Source organism: Shewanella sp. H8, assembly GCF_040285065.1.
Classification (GTDB): Bacteria; Pseudomonadota; Gammaproteobacteria; order Enterobacterales; family Shewanellaceae; genus Shewanella; species Shewanella polaris.
Window position 1 is genome coordinate 1839527 of record NZ_CP157213.1, and the last position, 15015, is coordinate 1854541.

At 42.0% G+C, this 15015-nt stretch carries 15 protein-coding genes; 7 read left to right on the plus strand and 8 right to left on the minus strand.

Annotated elements, in window-relative coordinates:
* The first annotated feature begins 23 nt into the window (after nt 1–23).
* The 7 genes from ABIS04_RS08020 (at nt 24) to lpxM (ending at nt 7515) form a co-directional block, all read left to right on the plus strand.
* Nucleotides 24–599 carry a YceI family protein gene (locus ABIS04_RS08020; RefSeq protein WP_137227284.1) on the plus strand — a complete coding sequence of 192 codons (576 nt, stop codon included), beginning with the start codon at nt 24–26 and terminating at the stop codon, nt 597–599.
* Nucleotides 600–681: 82 nt separating this feature from the next.
* Nucleotides 682–1032: a DUF3802 family protein gene (locus tag ABIS04_RS08025; RefSeq protein ID WP_137221074.1), complete on the plus strand. Its 351-nt coding sequence runs from the start codon at nt 682–684 to the stop codon at nt 1030–1032.
* Nucleotides 1033–1085: 53 nt separating this feature from the next.
* Complete coding sequence (locus ABIS04_RS08030) at nt 1086–1973, plus strand: RimK/LysX family protein (protein WP_137221072.1); 888 nt, start codon at nt 1086–1088, stop codon at nt 1971–1973.
* A gap of 597 nt (nt 1974–2570) precedes the next feature.
* Nucleotides 2571–3554 carry a phenylalanine--tRNA ligase subunit alpha gene (pheS, locus tag ABIS04_RS08035; RefSeq protein WP_137221070.1) on the plus strand — a complete coding sequence of 328 codons (984 nt, stop codon included), beginning with the start codon at nt 2571–2573 and terminating at the stop codon, nt 3552–3554.
* A 15-nt stretch (nt 3555–3569) separates the two neighbouring features.
* Entirely contained in the window at nt 3570–5957 is a 2388-nt protein-coding gene (gene pheT / locus ABIS04_RS08040; protein ID WP_350433115.1) for a phenylalanine--tRNA ligase subunit beta, read from the plus strand.
* Nucleotides 5958–5960: 3 nt separating this feature from the next.
* The gene (gene ihfA, locus ABIS04_RS08045) at nt 5961–6260 is read left to right on the plus strand and encodes an integration host factor subunit alpha (RefSeq protein ID WP_137221066.1); all 300 of its coding nucleotides are present in this window, start codon (nt 5961–5963) and stop codon (nt 6258–6260) included.
* 319 nt (nt 6261–6579) lie between these two features.
* Nucleotides 6580–7515, plus strand: coding sequence for a lauroyl-Kdo(2)-lipid IV(A) myristoyltransferase (lpxM, locus tag ABIS04_RS08050; RefSeq protein ID WP_140233999.1), 936 nt, complete (start codon nt 6580–6582; stop codon nt 7513–7515).
* A gap of 105 nt (nt 7516–7620) precedes the next feature.
* On the opposite strand, the gene hisIE is transcribed toward lpxM, so the two are convergent.
* The 8 genes from hisIE to hisG all read right to left on the minus strand — a co-directional run bounded on the left by hisIE (nt 7621) and on the right by hisG (nt 14990).
* Nucleotides 7621–8247 carry a bifunctional phosphoribosyl-AMP cyclohydrolase/phosphoribosyl-ATP diphosphatase HisIE gene (gene hisIE / locus ABIS04_RS08055; protein ID WP_137221062.1) on the minus strand — a complete coding sequence of 209 codons (627 nt, stop codon included), beginning with the start codon at nt 8245–8247 and terminating at the stop codon, nt 7621–7623.
* A gap of 57 nt (nt 8248–8304) precedes the next feature.
* Nucleotides 8305–9078: an imidazole glycerol phosphate synthase subunit HisF gene (gene hisF / locus ABIS04_RS08060; protein WP_350433116.1), complete on the minus strand. Its 774-nt coding sequence runs from the start codon at nt 9076–9078 to the stop codon at nt 8305–8307.
* Complete coding sequence (hisA, locus tag ABIS04_RS08065; RefSeq protein ID WP_350433117.1) at nt 9060–9797, minus strand: 1-(5-phosphoribosyl)-5-[(5-phosphoribosylamino)methylideneamino]imidazole-4-carboxamide isomerase; 738 nt, start codon at nt 9795–9797, stop codon at nt 9060–9062. The genes hisF and hisA overlap by 19 nt, the downstream gene beginning before the upstream one ends.
* Nucleotides 9794–10456 (minus strand): imidazole glycerol phosphate synthase subunit HisH, encoded by a 663-nt coding sequence (gene hisH / locus ABIS04_RS08070; protein WP_137221056.1) that lies wholly within the window; start codon nt 10454–10456, stop codon nt 9794–9796. The genes hisA and hisH overlap by 4 nt, the downstream gene beginning before the upstream one ends.
* A 9-nt stretch (nt 10457–10465) precedes the next feature.
* Nucleotides 10466–11533 (minus strand): bifunctional histidinol-phosphatase/imidazoleglycerol-phosphate dehydratase HisB, encoded by a 1068-nt coding sequence (gene hisB, locus ABIS04_RS08075; protein ID WP_350433118.1) that lies wholly within the window; start codon nt 11531–11533, stop codon nt 10466–10468.
* Between the two features lie 96 nt (nt 11534–11629).
* Nucleotides 11630–12718, minus strand: coding sequence for a histidinol-phosphate transaminase (hisC, locus tag ABIS04_RS08080; RefSeq protein WP_350433119.1), 1089 nt, complete (start codon nt 12716–12718; stop codon nt 11630–11632).
* An 80-nt stretch (nt 12719–12798) separates the two neighbouring features.
* Entirely contained in the window at nt 12799–14085 is a 1287-nt protein-coding gene (hisD, locus tag ABIS04_RS08085; protein WP_350433120.1) for a histidinol dehydrogenase, read from the minus strand.
* A 5-nt stretch (nt 14086–14090) separates the two neighbouring features.
* Nucleotides 14091–14990, minus strand: coding sequence for an ATP phosphoribosyltransferase (gene hisG / locus ABIS04_RS08090; RefSeq protein WP_350433121.1), 900 nt, complete (start codon nt 14988–14990; stop codon nt 14091–14093).
* Nucleotides 14991–15015: the final 25 nt, after the last annotated feature.

The window sequence follows — 15015 nt, forward strand, 5'->3', positions numbered from 1 at the left end:
CTTTCTATACAAAGGACTTTATGATGAAAAAATGGTTACCTTTTCTCGCTGCGAGTTTGCTGAGTACATCTGTGATGGCTGGCGACTGGCAAATCAATCAAGATCATTCTCGGGTGAGCTTTATTTCTATAAAGAAAGCTGATATTGCCGAAGTGAATCATTTTAAACAAATTGCTGGGTCATTAACGGATGCGGGGGCTTTTTCGTTATCCATTGATTTAAGCAGTGTTGATACTGGAGTTGAAATTAGAGATCAGCGATTACAGACAGTATTATTTGAAGTCGCTCAGTATCCAAAGTTAACCTTGGACGCAATAGTAAATCCCAAATTGTTAGCCGGATTAAAAGTCGGTGACACCTTAACCACTCAAATTGAAGCTACCATTAATTTACATGGTCAGAAACAACAGAAGAGTTTTGAAGTGTTAGTGGCTAAATTGTCGGATAAAAAAATGGTAGTGACAAGTTTAGCGCCAGTGATTGTTCAGGCAAATGAATTTGGTTTAGTGTCCGGTGTCGAAAAACTCAAAGAAATGGCAGGATTGCCAAGCATCAGCTTGGCAGTGCCAGTGTCATTTGTGCTAACCTTAGCGCAATAGTCATTTGTGATTAAGAATGGCTTTCAATCATAAAGATTGAGAGCCATTTTCAGTTAAGTTGTATTAAAAAAGGTGGGATAAAATGGTTACCGACAAAGAAGGGTATATGCATTTAGTTCAGTATTTAACTGAACATTTAGGGCTTTTTGAGGCGTCTGAGAATAATGCGGCTACAACTGAAACTGTTATGGAACTGTTTGAAGAGCAATTGTCTGCTCAGATCATTATGGTATGTGGTCAAAATCCACAATTATCATTTGCGCAGCGTAATATGGTGATTCGAGAAGTTGATGCAATAGTATACGATCTGGAAGAGATTTTAGCCTCTGTCGCTAATCAGCAAGCCACAGCTGAACAAAGTATCTTTATTACTGAGTTTTCTGGCTTGATTAAAAATTTATTTGATCAAGAAGTTGATCATTTGTCGCGATAAACGCACATAAACTGACCGCTATTGAGGCGATTTGTGGATTTTTGGGATTGATCATGTTTAAAAAAATTGTGATTTCTGCTGTGTTGTGTTTGCTGTCTATGTCGGTGTTTGCAAGCAATAAAACGACCATTGTTGGTCAAGTTGAAATGATGACAGTGGCAAAATCTGGATTAATGTTTCAAGCCCGTATGGATACTGGTGCAGTGAATACCTCTTTGCATGCTGTCGATTTAAAAATTATTGGTGGCACATCAAAAAAGATGAAAAACAATATTGGTAAAGTTATTGAATTCACGACTGAAAATGAAAAAGGTGAAAAACAACGAATGCAGGCTGAGATTGTCAGCACCTCTTCGGTTAAAAACTCCCAAGGTACTGAAACTCGTTATATGGTGAAATTAGATGTTGGCTTTGTCGGAAAGCAACACAATGTCCATGTCAATTTGCGTGATCGTAGCCACATGAATTACAAATTACTCATTGGACGAAACTTCTTAAGGCGCGGTTATGTTGTCGATGTATCTCATAAAAAGCTCATAGGTCCGATTGCTGATCTAAGCGTTAAACAAACAGGTTTGATGTTCAATACGCGTATCGACACCGGAGCGGTTGAAAATTCATTGCACGCTGTTAATATTCATGTTGAAAAAGAAAACAAAACAGACATGGGAAACAACATCGGCAAAATGATCACTTTTACCACCGAAAATGAAAAAGGTGAAAAAGTGGAGGTGCGCACAAAAGTTCGAGGTACTTCACTTATCCGTAATGCTCAAGGAACAGAAGCTCGTTACATGGTGCGATTGAGTGTTGGTGAACCGGGTAAGGAATTTCTAGTCGACGTTAATTTAAAGGACCGCTCTAAAATGGGCTATAAATTATTGATCGGCCGTAACTGGTTACAAGGTCATTACTTGGTAGATGTGTCGAAGAAACATTAATTTTTAAGATAACGGATCCCAACAATACCGCTCACACAGAGCGGTATTTTTTATCTTCTTACCCATTTCTGCGAGTTAATGGTCATCGGCTATAGATTTAGTCAGCCTCGGTTTATCAATAATCACAACGATAAAATGATAACGTTAAATATCAATAGATTATATTAACAATATAAATGAGTTACTTCCCTCAATGAACATATTGAATAGGTGAAACTAACAAATATCAGAATCTTTGAATGGTTTGAACTTTCTCACTTTGGACTTGATATTTTTACTGTTAAATAATGCCAGTTTTTTGTTGCTAGTGGGCAAAAACAGCTTTGTTGTTATTTAAGAATGATGGGTTATGAGCAATCACGGCTAATCTAGAAGAGGAAATTGCAGGTAAATACAACTATTTGCCATTAAAAATACCAATAATGACTAGTAAAATGGTAGTCGCTAACGTAAAATTTCACTCTTTATTTTTAACCTTAGTTTTAGCTCTTTGTGGCTTTTGACAAGAGTTAAACTACCGCGTCGTCACTATCGATTTTAATATAGTAGACCAGACGCCCAATCGCATTGATATGCACAAATGCAGTGGATGATAACATGCAGCAGTTAACCGAGATCGTAGAACAAGCCTTAGAGGTCATTGACAAGGCCAGTGATCTAAAAACATTGGATGATATCCGTGTCGAATACCTTGGTAAGAAAGGTAAAATCACTGACATGATGAAAATGATGGGATCATTAAGCGCAGAAGAAAAACCTGCCTTTGGTCAAGCCGTCAATCAAGCTAAACAAGCCGTACAACAAAAGTTGACTGAGCGTATTGACGGATTAAAAGCATCGGAACTAGAAGCGAAATTAATTGCTGAAAAAATTGATGTAACTTTACCCGGTCGTACCTTAGAAATCGGTGGTTTACATCCGGTTACGCGTACCATTGAACGTATTGAAACTTTCTTTGGGGAACTTGGTTTTGTGGTTAAGCAAGGTCCTGAAATTGAAGATGATTTCCATAATTTCGATGCGTTAAACATATCTGAACATCATCCTGCTCGTGCCGACCATGACACTTTTTACTTTAATCCTAAAGTGATGCTACGCACCCAAACATCGGGCGTACAAATTCGCACGATGGAACACGAAAAGCCACCGCTGAGAATTATATCTCCAGGCCGTGTTTATCGTAACGATTACGACCAAACTCATACGCCAATGTTCCACCAAGTTGAAGGCTTAATGGTTGCAGAAAACGTCAACTTTGCTGAACTTAAAGGCATTTTGCATGACTTTTTACGGAACTTCTTTGAAGAAGACTTAGAAGTACGTTTCCGCCCATCTTACTTTCCATTTACAGAGCCTTCTGCTGAAGTAGACGTGATGGGGAAAAACGGTAAGTGGTTAGAAGTATTAGGCTGTGGCATGGTGCATCCAAATGTATTGCGCAGTGTGGGGATCGACCCTGAAAAATACTCTGGTTTTGCTTTTGGTATGGGTGTTGAGCGTTTAACCATGTTGCGCTACGGCGTAAATGATTTACGTGCCTTCTTTGAAAACGATTTACGTTTTCTTAAGCAATTCAAATAACGGAGCAAAAATTAGATGAAATTCAGTGAATCTTGGCTTCGTGAGTGGGTTAACCCATCAGTAAGTCGTGACGAATTATCACACCAAATTACCATGGCCGGTCTTGAAGTCGACGGTATCGAATCAGTCGCGGCTGACTTTAGCGGTGTGATCATCGGCGAAGTGGTTGAATGTGGCCAACACCCAGATGCAGACAAATTACGGGTCACCAAAATTAATGTCGGCAGCGATGAGCTGATCGATATCGTTTGTGGCGCACCAAACTGCCGTTTAGGCTTAAAAGTTGCTGTAGCAATGGTTGGCGCTGTGTTACCTGGCGATTTTAAAATTAAAAAAGCTAAGTTGCGTGGTCAACCGTCAATGGGCATGTTGTGCTCATACGGCGAGTTAGGTATGGACATCGAAAGCGATGGCATTATTGAGCTACCTCAAGATGCACCAATCGGTGTCAATGTTCGTGAATTCTTGCAATTAGATGATGCCATTATTGATGTTGATTTAACCGCTAACCGTGCTGATTGTTTAGGCATGGCAGGTCTTGCTCGTGAAGTTGGTGTATTAAATCGCCAAGCAGTGACTGAGCCTTCTTGGGAAGCAGTAACGGCCACCATTGACGCGCCATTTAGCATTAATGTTGTTGCGCCAGATTTATGCCCACGTTACTTAGGTCGTGTGGTTAAAAATATCAATGTTAAGGCTGCTACACCATTATGGATGCAAGAAAAATTGCGTCGCAGTGGTATTCGTTCAATTGATCCAATCGTTGATATCACCAATTATGTGTTGATCGAATATGGTCAGCCAATGCATGCGTTTGACTTAAATACCTTAAACGGCGGAATTACCGTGCGTTTAGCTGACGGTGTTGAAAAGCTAACCTTGCTTGACGGCAACGAAATTACCGTACCTAGCGATACCTTAGTGATTGCTGATGATAAACAACCTGTAGCGCTTGCGGGTGTGTTTGGTGGCGAAAGAACTGGCGTGAATGAAAACACTCAAGACATTCTTTTAGAGTGTGCATTCTTTGCACCATTAGCCATCATGGGTAAATCTCGTCGTTTAGGCTTACACACAGACGCGTCACACCGTTTTGAACGTGGTGTAGACCCTGAGTTGCAACACAAGGTGATGGACCGCGCCACTCGCCTTGTGTTAGATATCTGTGGTGGTGAAGCAGGGCAAGTGATTGAGACTGTGTCTGCTGAGCATTTACCAACAGCTGCTAATATCACCTTGCGTAGAAGCAAGTTAGATAAAACCTTAGGTCACTTTATTCCTGATTCTGACGTGGTTGAAATTTTAGAGCGTTTAGGTTTTAGCGTACAAACCACCGGTGATGTATGGAATGTAACAACGGCTACTTACCGTTTTGATATGGCGATTGAAGAAGATTTAATCGAAGAAGTTGCCCGTATTTATGGCTACAACAATATTCCTAATACCGCTCCCCAAGCGGCGTTAAGCATGCCAGAACACAATGAAGCGGATATTTCGTTAAAGCGTGTGCGCAGTATTTTTGTCGCTCGAGGTTTCCAAGAAGCGGTTACCTACAGCTTTGTTGATCCTAAAATGCAGAATATTGTTCACCCAGGCGAAGAAGCCATGGTGTTGCCAAACCCGATTTCTATCGAAATGTCAGCAATGCGTTTATCAATGTTTACTGGATTATTGACTGCAGTTGGCTATAACCAGAGTCGTCAGCAAAATAGAGTACGTTTATTTGAGACTGGTTTACGCTTTGTTCCTGATGTACAAGCAGATTCTGGTGTTCGTCAACAAGCTATGCTGGGCGCGGTTATTTCTGGTGTTCAAAACGAAGAACATTGGTCAATGGAATCGAAAACTGTCGACTTCTTTGATTTAAAAGGTGATTTAGAAGCAATAATCGGCTTGACAGTTGCCTCAACAGAATTTAGTTTTAAAGGGGCAACACATCCTGCGCTGCATCCAGGTCAATGTGCTGAAATATTAAGAGATAATCGAGTCATTGGTTACATCGGCGCTGTCCACCCTAGTTTGGAAAAGCCGTTTGGACTCAATGGAAAAACAATTGTTTTTGAGTTAGAACTGGATGCATTATTGCACGCCCGTTTGCCGCTAGCCCAAGCTGTATCTAAGTTTCCTGCTAATCGTCGCGACATTGCGTTAGTAGTAGATGAAGCAGTTTCTGCCACTGATGTTATGAATTTGATAAGAAAAGTTGGCGAAAATCAGTTGGTTGGCTTAAACTTGTTCGATGTATACCAAGGTAAAGGTGTTGAGGCTGGCAAAAAGAGCCTCGCTATCGCACTTACATTACAAGACACTACTCGTACACTTGAAGATAAAGATATTACTGAAACTATGGATTCAGTTGTATTGGCTCTAAAGACCGAGTTCAACGCATCGTTGAGGGATTAAAGTATGGCACTTACCAAAGCCGAAATGGCAGAACATCTTTTTGAAACATTAGGCATTAACAAACGTGTGGCTAAAGAGATGGTCGAGTCTTTTTTTGAAGAAATTCGTGAAGCACTCGAAAGTGGTGAGCAGGTCAAGTTATCTGGCTTTGGCAACTTCGACCTTAGGGACAAGAATCAAAGACCGGGAAGGAACCCGAAAACTGGTGAAGATATACCTATTTCTGCACGTCGTGTTGTTACCTTCCGTCCTGGACAGAAGTTAAAAGCACGAGTTGAAGCAGCAAACTTGGGTAAAAAATAACTCATTAGTTAAGTATGCCAATCCAATTTGGATCTGTATCACGAAGAGCCACTCTTAATTGAGTGGCTCTTTTGTTTTTGAATTTCATTAGCTTCAATCTATTGTTTTATAGCAATTAGTTTGGTCAGATTGTCATTACTCGGTAGAAAAATCGTTCAGAAACGGTTTTATAAATATGAAAACGCCTACTATGCGATGTTGATGTTTTGATGTCGTTTAGGATAATTTCTATTTCACACATATTAATCCCTAGTATAATGACATTGTTATAATATTATTTTTTTACCGTGGTTCACGGTCAGTTTATTCGGAGTTTCTTTTGGCACGACAAGCAAAACATTTTGATACTCGTTTTAATAAATCATTATTACATCCTCGTTATTGGGGATCATGGTTAGCCATTGGCGTGCTATTTTTCTTTGGCGCACTTCCCGCAAGTGTACGTGATCCCATTGCGAGATTATTGGCTCGAGGGGTATTGATCGTTGCTAAAAAGCCAATACGAATAGCAAGAATTAATATAACTCATTGTTTTCCAGACATGTCGCCTGAAAATGTCGATTTGTTAATAAAACAAAATGTTGAGTTGTTTGTTATTACATTATTATCGCAGGCCGAGTTGCTTATTCGTTCTAATGCTCATCTAAAACGCCGGATCCAATGCAATGGCTTTGAGCATATTCAGGCCGCACGAGATGCCAAACAGCCGATTATTTTTATCATGCCTCATGTATGGCCTATGGAGTATGCTGGCCTTAGAGTCAACATGGACATTCCAATTGTGACTATGGCCAAGGCGCACAAGAATGGATTATTCAATTGGTTCAGTAACCGAATGCGCAGTAGCCAAAATGGCCGAGTATATATGCGTGAAGCAGGGATCAGAGCCTTGTTGGCCGAGTTAAAAAAAGACAATAGTTTTTTCTATTTACCGGATGAAGATTTAGGCCCAGATCACAGTATATTTACACCTTTTCTCGGTACTGTTAAAGCCACATTGCCAGTTGTTGGGAGGTTAGCTCATGCAGGCAACGCGCAAGTCATGCCCGTTAAAATTGGATACGATCAGCAAGCTAAACAGTTTATTATGACAGTGATGCCTGCGATTAATCCTGATGAAATGGTTGGCAAAGAGAACGAAGCTATCGCGCTAAATAAAGCGGTTGAGCAAGTGATTAACGCTTACCCCGCACAATATATGTGGTTTTTGAAATTACTCAAAACCCGCCCACCAGGTGAAGAAAATCTTTATTAACAATTACCTTATTGATGATATTTTATTAATAATAAAAAAGACGCCGCGGCGTCTTTTTTTATGTTAACTCGCTATTCTAGCAGCTAAAAAAGTTGCTTAAACGATTTAAGACTTGGTGGCTTTATTATGGCGATCCAATAAATTCTTATTGATATCTGCCATCGACAAACCTTGGTCTTCAAGTAGCACTATTAAGTGATACATCAAATCAGAGGCTTCATTAACAAGTTCTTCCTTGTCATGAGTTGCTGCTGCAAGGGCGGTTTCAAGACCTTCTTCACCCACTTTTTGGGCCATACGTTTAGTACCACGCTCAAAGAGCGATGCGGTATAGCTTGAGTCTGCACTTTGACCTTTACGAGAAATAATCAACTTGGTCAGATTATCAATAAAAGGGTGTGCGTTGCCATCTGACCAGCAGCTTTCAGTACCAGTATGGCAAGTTGGGCCGTTAGGGATAACTTGCACTAAAAAGCTGTCGTTGTCGCAGTCTTTGTCAATAGCAATGAGATCAAGTGTGTTACCAGAGGTTTCGCCTTTGGTCCACAAACGTTGTTTAGATCGACTAAAAAAGGTGACTTGTTTAGTGGCTAAGGTTTTTTCTAATGCTGCTTGATCCATGTAACCTAGCATGAGCACTTTGCCAGTTAGGTGATTTTGTACAACAGTAGGGATTAATCCTTGTTGTTTTTCCCAGTCCACGTTTGTGCTATCAAATGTAATGCTTGTCATGTGTAATCTCTTATTGGATGAGGCTATATTTTTTGGTTTCGTCGTTAAAGCCTAAGCTTATAAACGAATCGCAATGTGATTGGCGTGCAAATATTGCTTTAGCTCACCAATATCTATAATGCCTTTATGAAATACGCTTGCAGCTAATGCTGCATCAACTTTGGCGAGTTCAAACACGTCTTTAAAGTGTTCCATAGTGCCTGCACCGCCTGAGGCTATTAACGGTACGTCGCAAATGGCGCGAACCATGCTGAGCTGTTTGATGTCATATCCGCCGCGCACGCCGTCTTGGTTCATGACGTTTAATACTATCTCACCACAACCGCGTTTTTGCACTTCTTCGACCCAATCTTGGGTATACCATTGGGTATCTTTGGTCGCGGTTTCGTCACCGGTAAACTGTTTTACTTTGTAGCTATCACTGGTAGCGTCGTAAAATGAGTCAATGCCAATAACAATACACTGGCGACCAAACTCATCTTGCAGGCGTGATATTAAACTCGGGTCGCTTAATGCTGGCGAATTAATTGATATTTTATCTGCACCAAAGGCCAATTTTTCACGTGCTTGTTCGATAGTTTTAATGCCTCCGGCAACACAAAACGGAATATCGATTTGTTCTGCAACGCGACTAACCCAAGACTTATCAATGACTCTGTTGTGCGCACTGGCGGTAATGTCATAAAATACTAATTCATCAGCACCTTCTTCGGCATAACGGGCGGCGAGGGGAACGATATCTCCAACAATTTCGTGATTGCGAAACTGCACGCCTTTAACCACTTTACCTTCGCGTACATCAAGACACGGAACTATGCGTTTGGCCAACATTGTATTGCCTCCTCAACGGTAAATTGATTAATCAACAAGGCTTTGCCAATAATAATGCCCGATGCTTTGCTGTCGCGCACGGCAGCAACATTATCGAGTGTGGCAATACCACCAGAGGCTTGCCACAGAATGTCAGGATAAGTGGAAGCCAGTTCAGTATAAAGCTCGGTATTGGCGCCTGTTAGGGTACCGTCACGACTGATGTCAGTGACTAAAGCATGTTTAAGGCCGACTGTTTCAAATTCGGCGACTAACGATTCCAGTGACTTACCGCCACCTGATTGCCAGCCTGAAACCGCCACAATTTTTTCGCCTGCGTCATTGATATTGACATCAAGCGCTAAACAAATGGCATCACTGCCGTATTTTACAAACCAACTTTTAACCAGTTCAGGGTCTTTAACGGCAAGCGAGCCTATAACCACACGCTTAACACCAATATTGAGGAGCTCGGCAACTTGCTCTTCGCTACGAATACCACCACCGGCTTGAATATCAACATCAAGTCCAGCGGCAAGTTCAGCAATTAATTGGGTTTGACGTTTATTAGGATCTTTTGCACCCGTTAAGTCGACTATATGCAGCAGTTTTGCCCCTTGGGCTTGGTAAGACTGCAACTGTGCCAACGGGCTTAAGTCAAAGGTGGTTTGTTTATCGTAGTCACCTTGGTACAAACGCACCACTTGGCCGTCAATTAAATCAATGGCAGGAATAATCACTGTGGTGTCCTCATGTTTAACCCCATCTGTAAAAAGTTCTGTAAAATTTGTGCGCCCACTTTGGCACTTTTCTCTGGGTGGAATTGCACCCCAAAAAAATTGCCTTTACCAATGGCGGCACTGAATGATTCTCCATATGTGCTGCTAGCTAAAGTATATTCGCTGATTGGCGCACGGTAGCTGTGAACAAAATACACGTAGCTGCCATTTTCTATGCCGACAAATAATGGGTGATCGCTCACTTCGATTTGATTCCAGCCCATGTGGGGCAAAGGTAAGCCTTTGCTGTCTAAGTCGCCAATGTCAGTGGGCACTAGCCCTAAGCAGGCGATGTTTTGCTCGCTACGGCCGCCATGTTCATTAGACAAAGATGCTAGCATTTGCATGCCTAAACATACGCCCATAACTGGCTGCGTTAAGCTTTTAATTAGCTCTATTAGGTTCTTTTGTTTTAGGGCGTCCATAGCCGCACCAGCGGTGCCAACACCTGGCAGTACCACTCTTGCAGCGCTGCGAATAACATCAAAGTCAGCGCTGACAATCACATTCGCTTTTAGGCGCTCAAAAGCAAACCGTACTGAGCTTAAATTGGCACAACCGGTGTCAATAATCACCGTAAGATCATTGGCAGCGTTTGAAGCATTAGATACTTGTGTCACATGAACTCCTTACAGCACACCTTTGCTTGATGGCAATATGTCACCTTCAACTTTCACCGCTTGGCGAAGTGTACGGCCTAGCACTTTAAATAAGGCTTCAACTTTATGGTGATCGTTATCGCCTTGTGAGCCAATGTGTAATGTGCAGCGTAGGCCATCAGCAAATGAGCGGAAGAAATGTGGCACCATTTCGGTGGCCATCTCTCCGACCATTTGACGGTCGAAATCAGCACTGAACTTAATGAATGGACGACCAGAAATGTCCATGAGGCATTCACCGCTGGCTTCGTCCATTGGTAAGCTAAAACCAAAACGGGCGATACCACGTTTATCACCTAAAGCTTGGCGAATTGCATCACCAATTGCTAATGCCGTGTCTTCTACGCTGTGGTGGTCGTCGATTTCTAGATCGCCGTCGACATTCACATCCATTCTAAAGTTACCGTGGGTTTGAATTTGATCAAGCATGTGGTCAAAGAAACCAATTCCGGTTTCAATTTCACCTTTGGTTTGACTATCAAGATCGATGGTGACTTTGATGTTGGTTTCTTTAGTGGTGCGAACAACAGTCGCAATACGGCCTTTACTGAGTAAAGCATTGGCAATATCGTCCCAGTTTAAGCTGTCACGTTGGTATTTAAAGCTTTTAATGCCCATGGCATTGGCGAGTTCAACGTCAGTGTCGCGATCGCCAATGACAGCAGAAGTCGTAAAGTCGACTTTGCCTTGGGTTAAATAGTCTTTTACTAGACCTAGCTTCGGTTTACGGCAGCTGCAGTTTTCATCATTAAAGTGAGGACAAATCAACACATCATCAAATTTAACCCCTTGGCTTTCGAATATTTGCATCATCATGTTATGTGGTGCATCAAAGTCTTCTTTTGGAAAAGAAGGCGTGCCCAAACCATCTTGATTACTGACCATTACGAGGCGAAATCCCGCTTTTTGTAATTTAAGTAACGCAGGAATAACTTGTGGTTCAAAAACCAATTTAGCCAAACTGTCTAACTGCTTATCGATTGCAGGTTCTTCAACTAAGGTGCCATCGCGGTCGATGAATAATATGCTCTGTTTCATGTTTACTGCCTTAAATAGGGTGTAATTTTATTAGTATTAATTTAAGCGTTTATCAATCTGTTGTTCACTCGGTCTGTCGAAGCGATTTTTTGCACGCTATGCTACTGACTCAGAGAGACTTTTTTCAAACAAAGCGATAATCAAATTTGTTTGTTGTTCATTGGTAAAGCTAAAGCGAATAGCGTCAGCAAGACGCGGATCTTTATAGGCGCGAGCGACAACGCCTGAATCACTTAAGCGTTTAGCGGCAGCGCCGACATCGTCAAATTTAGCCAGCACGTAGTTGCCGTTTGCTGGTAGCACTTTGGCACCATAAGCCTGTAGTGCATCACTTAAACGTTTACCTTGTGCAACTAACGTCGCTACTTGAGTTTGCATGGTGTCAATACCATCTTGGCTTAAGGCTTTAGTCGCAAGCTCTGATACTGGTAACGGCACTGGGTACGGCGCGATTACTCTCATCACTAAATCTATAATCTCATCATTAGCGAGCATAAAACCACAGCGAGCACCGGCCAACGCAAACGCTTTAGATAAGGTGCGTAACACAACGAGGTTAGGGTACTTACCCAATAAATCAGCCACGCTGTAGTCAGGGCAAAATTCAATATAGGCTTCATCTACCACTACAATTGAATTTGGTGCCGCTTGAATCGCTTGTTCAATTTTATCTTTAGCAATAACGGTTCCGGTTGGATTATTTGGGTTACAAATAAACACAATTTTGGCATTGTCTATTTGTGCTTTTTTAATAAGGGAAGGCCAGGCATCCGGTAATTGATAGTCATCGGTTAAACTTAGCGCCGTAACCGCCACATTAAAAGTTGCTGCGCTAATTGAATACATACCATAGGTCGGGCCAAAACAAACAATACTGTCGACACCAGGGATACAAAATGTACGTATGAGTAATTCAATCGCTTCGTCTGCACCACGGCTGGCAATAATATTACTCGCCTTAACGCCTGAATAACGGCTGTAAGCATTGATGAGTTCAGGAGGCTGGCATTCTGGGTAACGATTTACTTTATCAAGATCGCTATTATTAAATGGCGATTCGTTAGCATTGATCCAAATATCACCTCTACCACCGATACGTCTGGCACTTTGATACGGTGTTAAGGTCAGTAATTCGGGTCTTGCTAACATGTTTGGATTAAAAGGCGCTGCTAGGGTCTGACTCATGGCTATGCTCTCTACTTTTTTCTATATAAGGTGTTAACTCATCACTTCAGATTCTGCTTAAAGCTTAAAAATAGTCCCTATTACAAACTGGCTAAACGAATGGCGATGGCATTTTTATGCGCATCTAACAGTTCGTTTTCAGCTAATACCATGACACTTTGACCTAAGGTTTGCAGTCCTTGTTTGCTGAGCTCTTGCACCGTAAAACGGCGGCTGAAATCAGCGAGCGATAAACTTGAAACTGAGCGACTGTAACCATAGGTTGGTAATACATGGTTGGTGCCACTGGCGTAATCACCTACCGACTCTGGGGTATAAGCACCTAAAAATACTGAGCCAGCACCGCGTACTTGCTTAAGCACATCACGGGGCGCATTGGTTTGAATAATCAAATGCTCTGGACCATATAAGTTAGACACTTTTGCTGCTTCGCTCATGTCACTGACAATAATACTACGGCTGCATTCAAGTGCGGTTGCGGCAATATCTTTACGGCTCAACTGCGCAAGTTGTTCAGTTAACGCTTGGTTGACCGCTTTTGCTAAATCAACTGAGTCAGTCACTAACATAACTTGTGAATCAACCCCATGCTCTGCTTGTGATAGCAAATCAGATGCCACAAATGCTGGATTGGCGTCTTTGTCGGCAATGACCAACACTTCAGAGGGGCCAGCTGGCATATCTATCGACACGCTGACACGATTGTCTTGCGACACCAAACGTTTGGCTTCGGTGACATATCGATTTCCTGGGCCAAAAATTTTATCGACGTTTGGCACAGATTCGGTACCAAATGCCAATGCCGCAATTGCTTGAGCGCCACCGACCTGGAATATATCGGTAATCCCACAAACATTGGCAGCATAGATAATCGCATCATTAATGGGTGGAGGGCTCACTAAAACGCGTTTTTCGCAACCAGCAATTTTGGCAGGTAAAGCAAGCATCATCACGGTAGAGATAAGTGGTGCTGTACCGCCAGGAATATATAAGCCTACACGTTCGATAGGCTCGCTTCTGAGTTCACAACGAATTCCCGCTTGAGTTTCGATATCTACACCTTGAAACACCTGCGCTTTATGAAACGTTTCAATGTTAGCTACTGCTTGCGCTACCGCTTGCTTCACGTCGCTACTGACTCGTGAACATGCGGCACTAATTTGCTCTGCAGTTAATGCCAATTCAGTAAGATCAACGCCATCGAATTGCTGGTTAAATTTCAGTAAGGCTGTATCGCCTTGACTGTTAACTTGCTCAATAATGTCGCGAACACCTTGCAAGGCACTGGCATCCCCAATGAGTGGAGAACGTGCCAAGGTTTGTTGTTGCTGCTCTGTAGATAAAGATGCCCAATTGAGAATTTGCATTTGTGTTACCCCATCATTTTTTCAATAGGCATGACCAGAATTGAGCTTGCACCTAATACGGTCAACTCTTCCATTGTGTCCCAGAATAAATCTTCAGTACTGACAACGTGGATAGCCACACGATTAGTGTCGTCATTGAGTGGTAATACTGTTGGGTTTTCAGCACCAGGGAGTAGGGCAACGATTTGATCTAAGGTTTCAAGTGGCGCGTGTAATAAGATGTACTTACTTTCACGGGCACGAATAACACCATTCATACGAGATAATATTTTGTCTATCAAAGCTTGTTTTTCAGTAGATTGGGCATTATCTGATTGGATAATACACGCCATTGAACGGTAAATTTCTTCGGTTTCATATAAACCATTCGCTTCAAGAGTGGCACCAGTAGAAACTAAATCGCAAATGGCATCAGATAATCCTGCGCGAGGGGCAACTTCAACAGATCCTTTTAACATACAGTCGCTGTAGTTAATGCCTTTTTCTTGCATAAAGCGTCGAAGCAGGTTGGGATAAGAGGTTGCAATCCGAAGCCCCTCAAGAGATGTAGAATCTTGATAATCGAATTCATTGGGTACAGCAAGTGATAAACGACAAGAACCAAAGTCTAATTCACGTAATTTAATACATTCGGCAGGTTTGCCTGCTAGTTGACGCTCAATTTGCTCTTCTTCTAATACGTTTTCACCGATAATGCCTAGATCAACCACGCCGTCCATCACTAAGCCTGGGATATCATCATCACGTACTCGTAATAGGTCGATTGGCATGTTGTCTGCGTGTGCAATCAAGCGTTGCTCATTAACGTTAAATTTAACGCCGCAGCTTTTTAGTAATTTTTGAGACTCTTTAGCTAAACGGCCTGATTTTTGGATGGCAATACGTAAACGCTTTGATTCACTCATGTGATACTTCCTTATGGTTTAAATA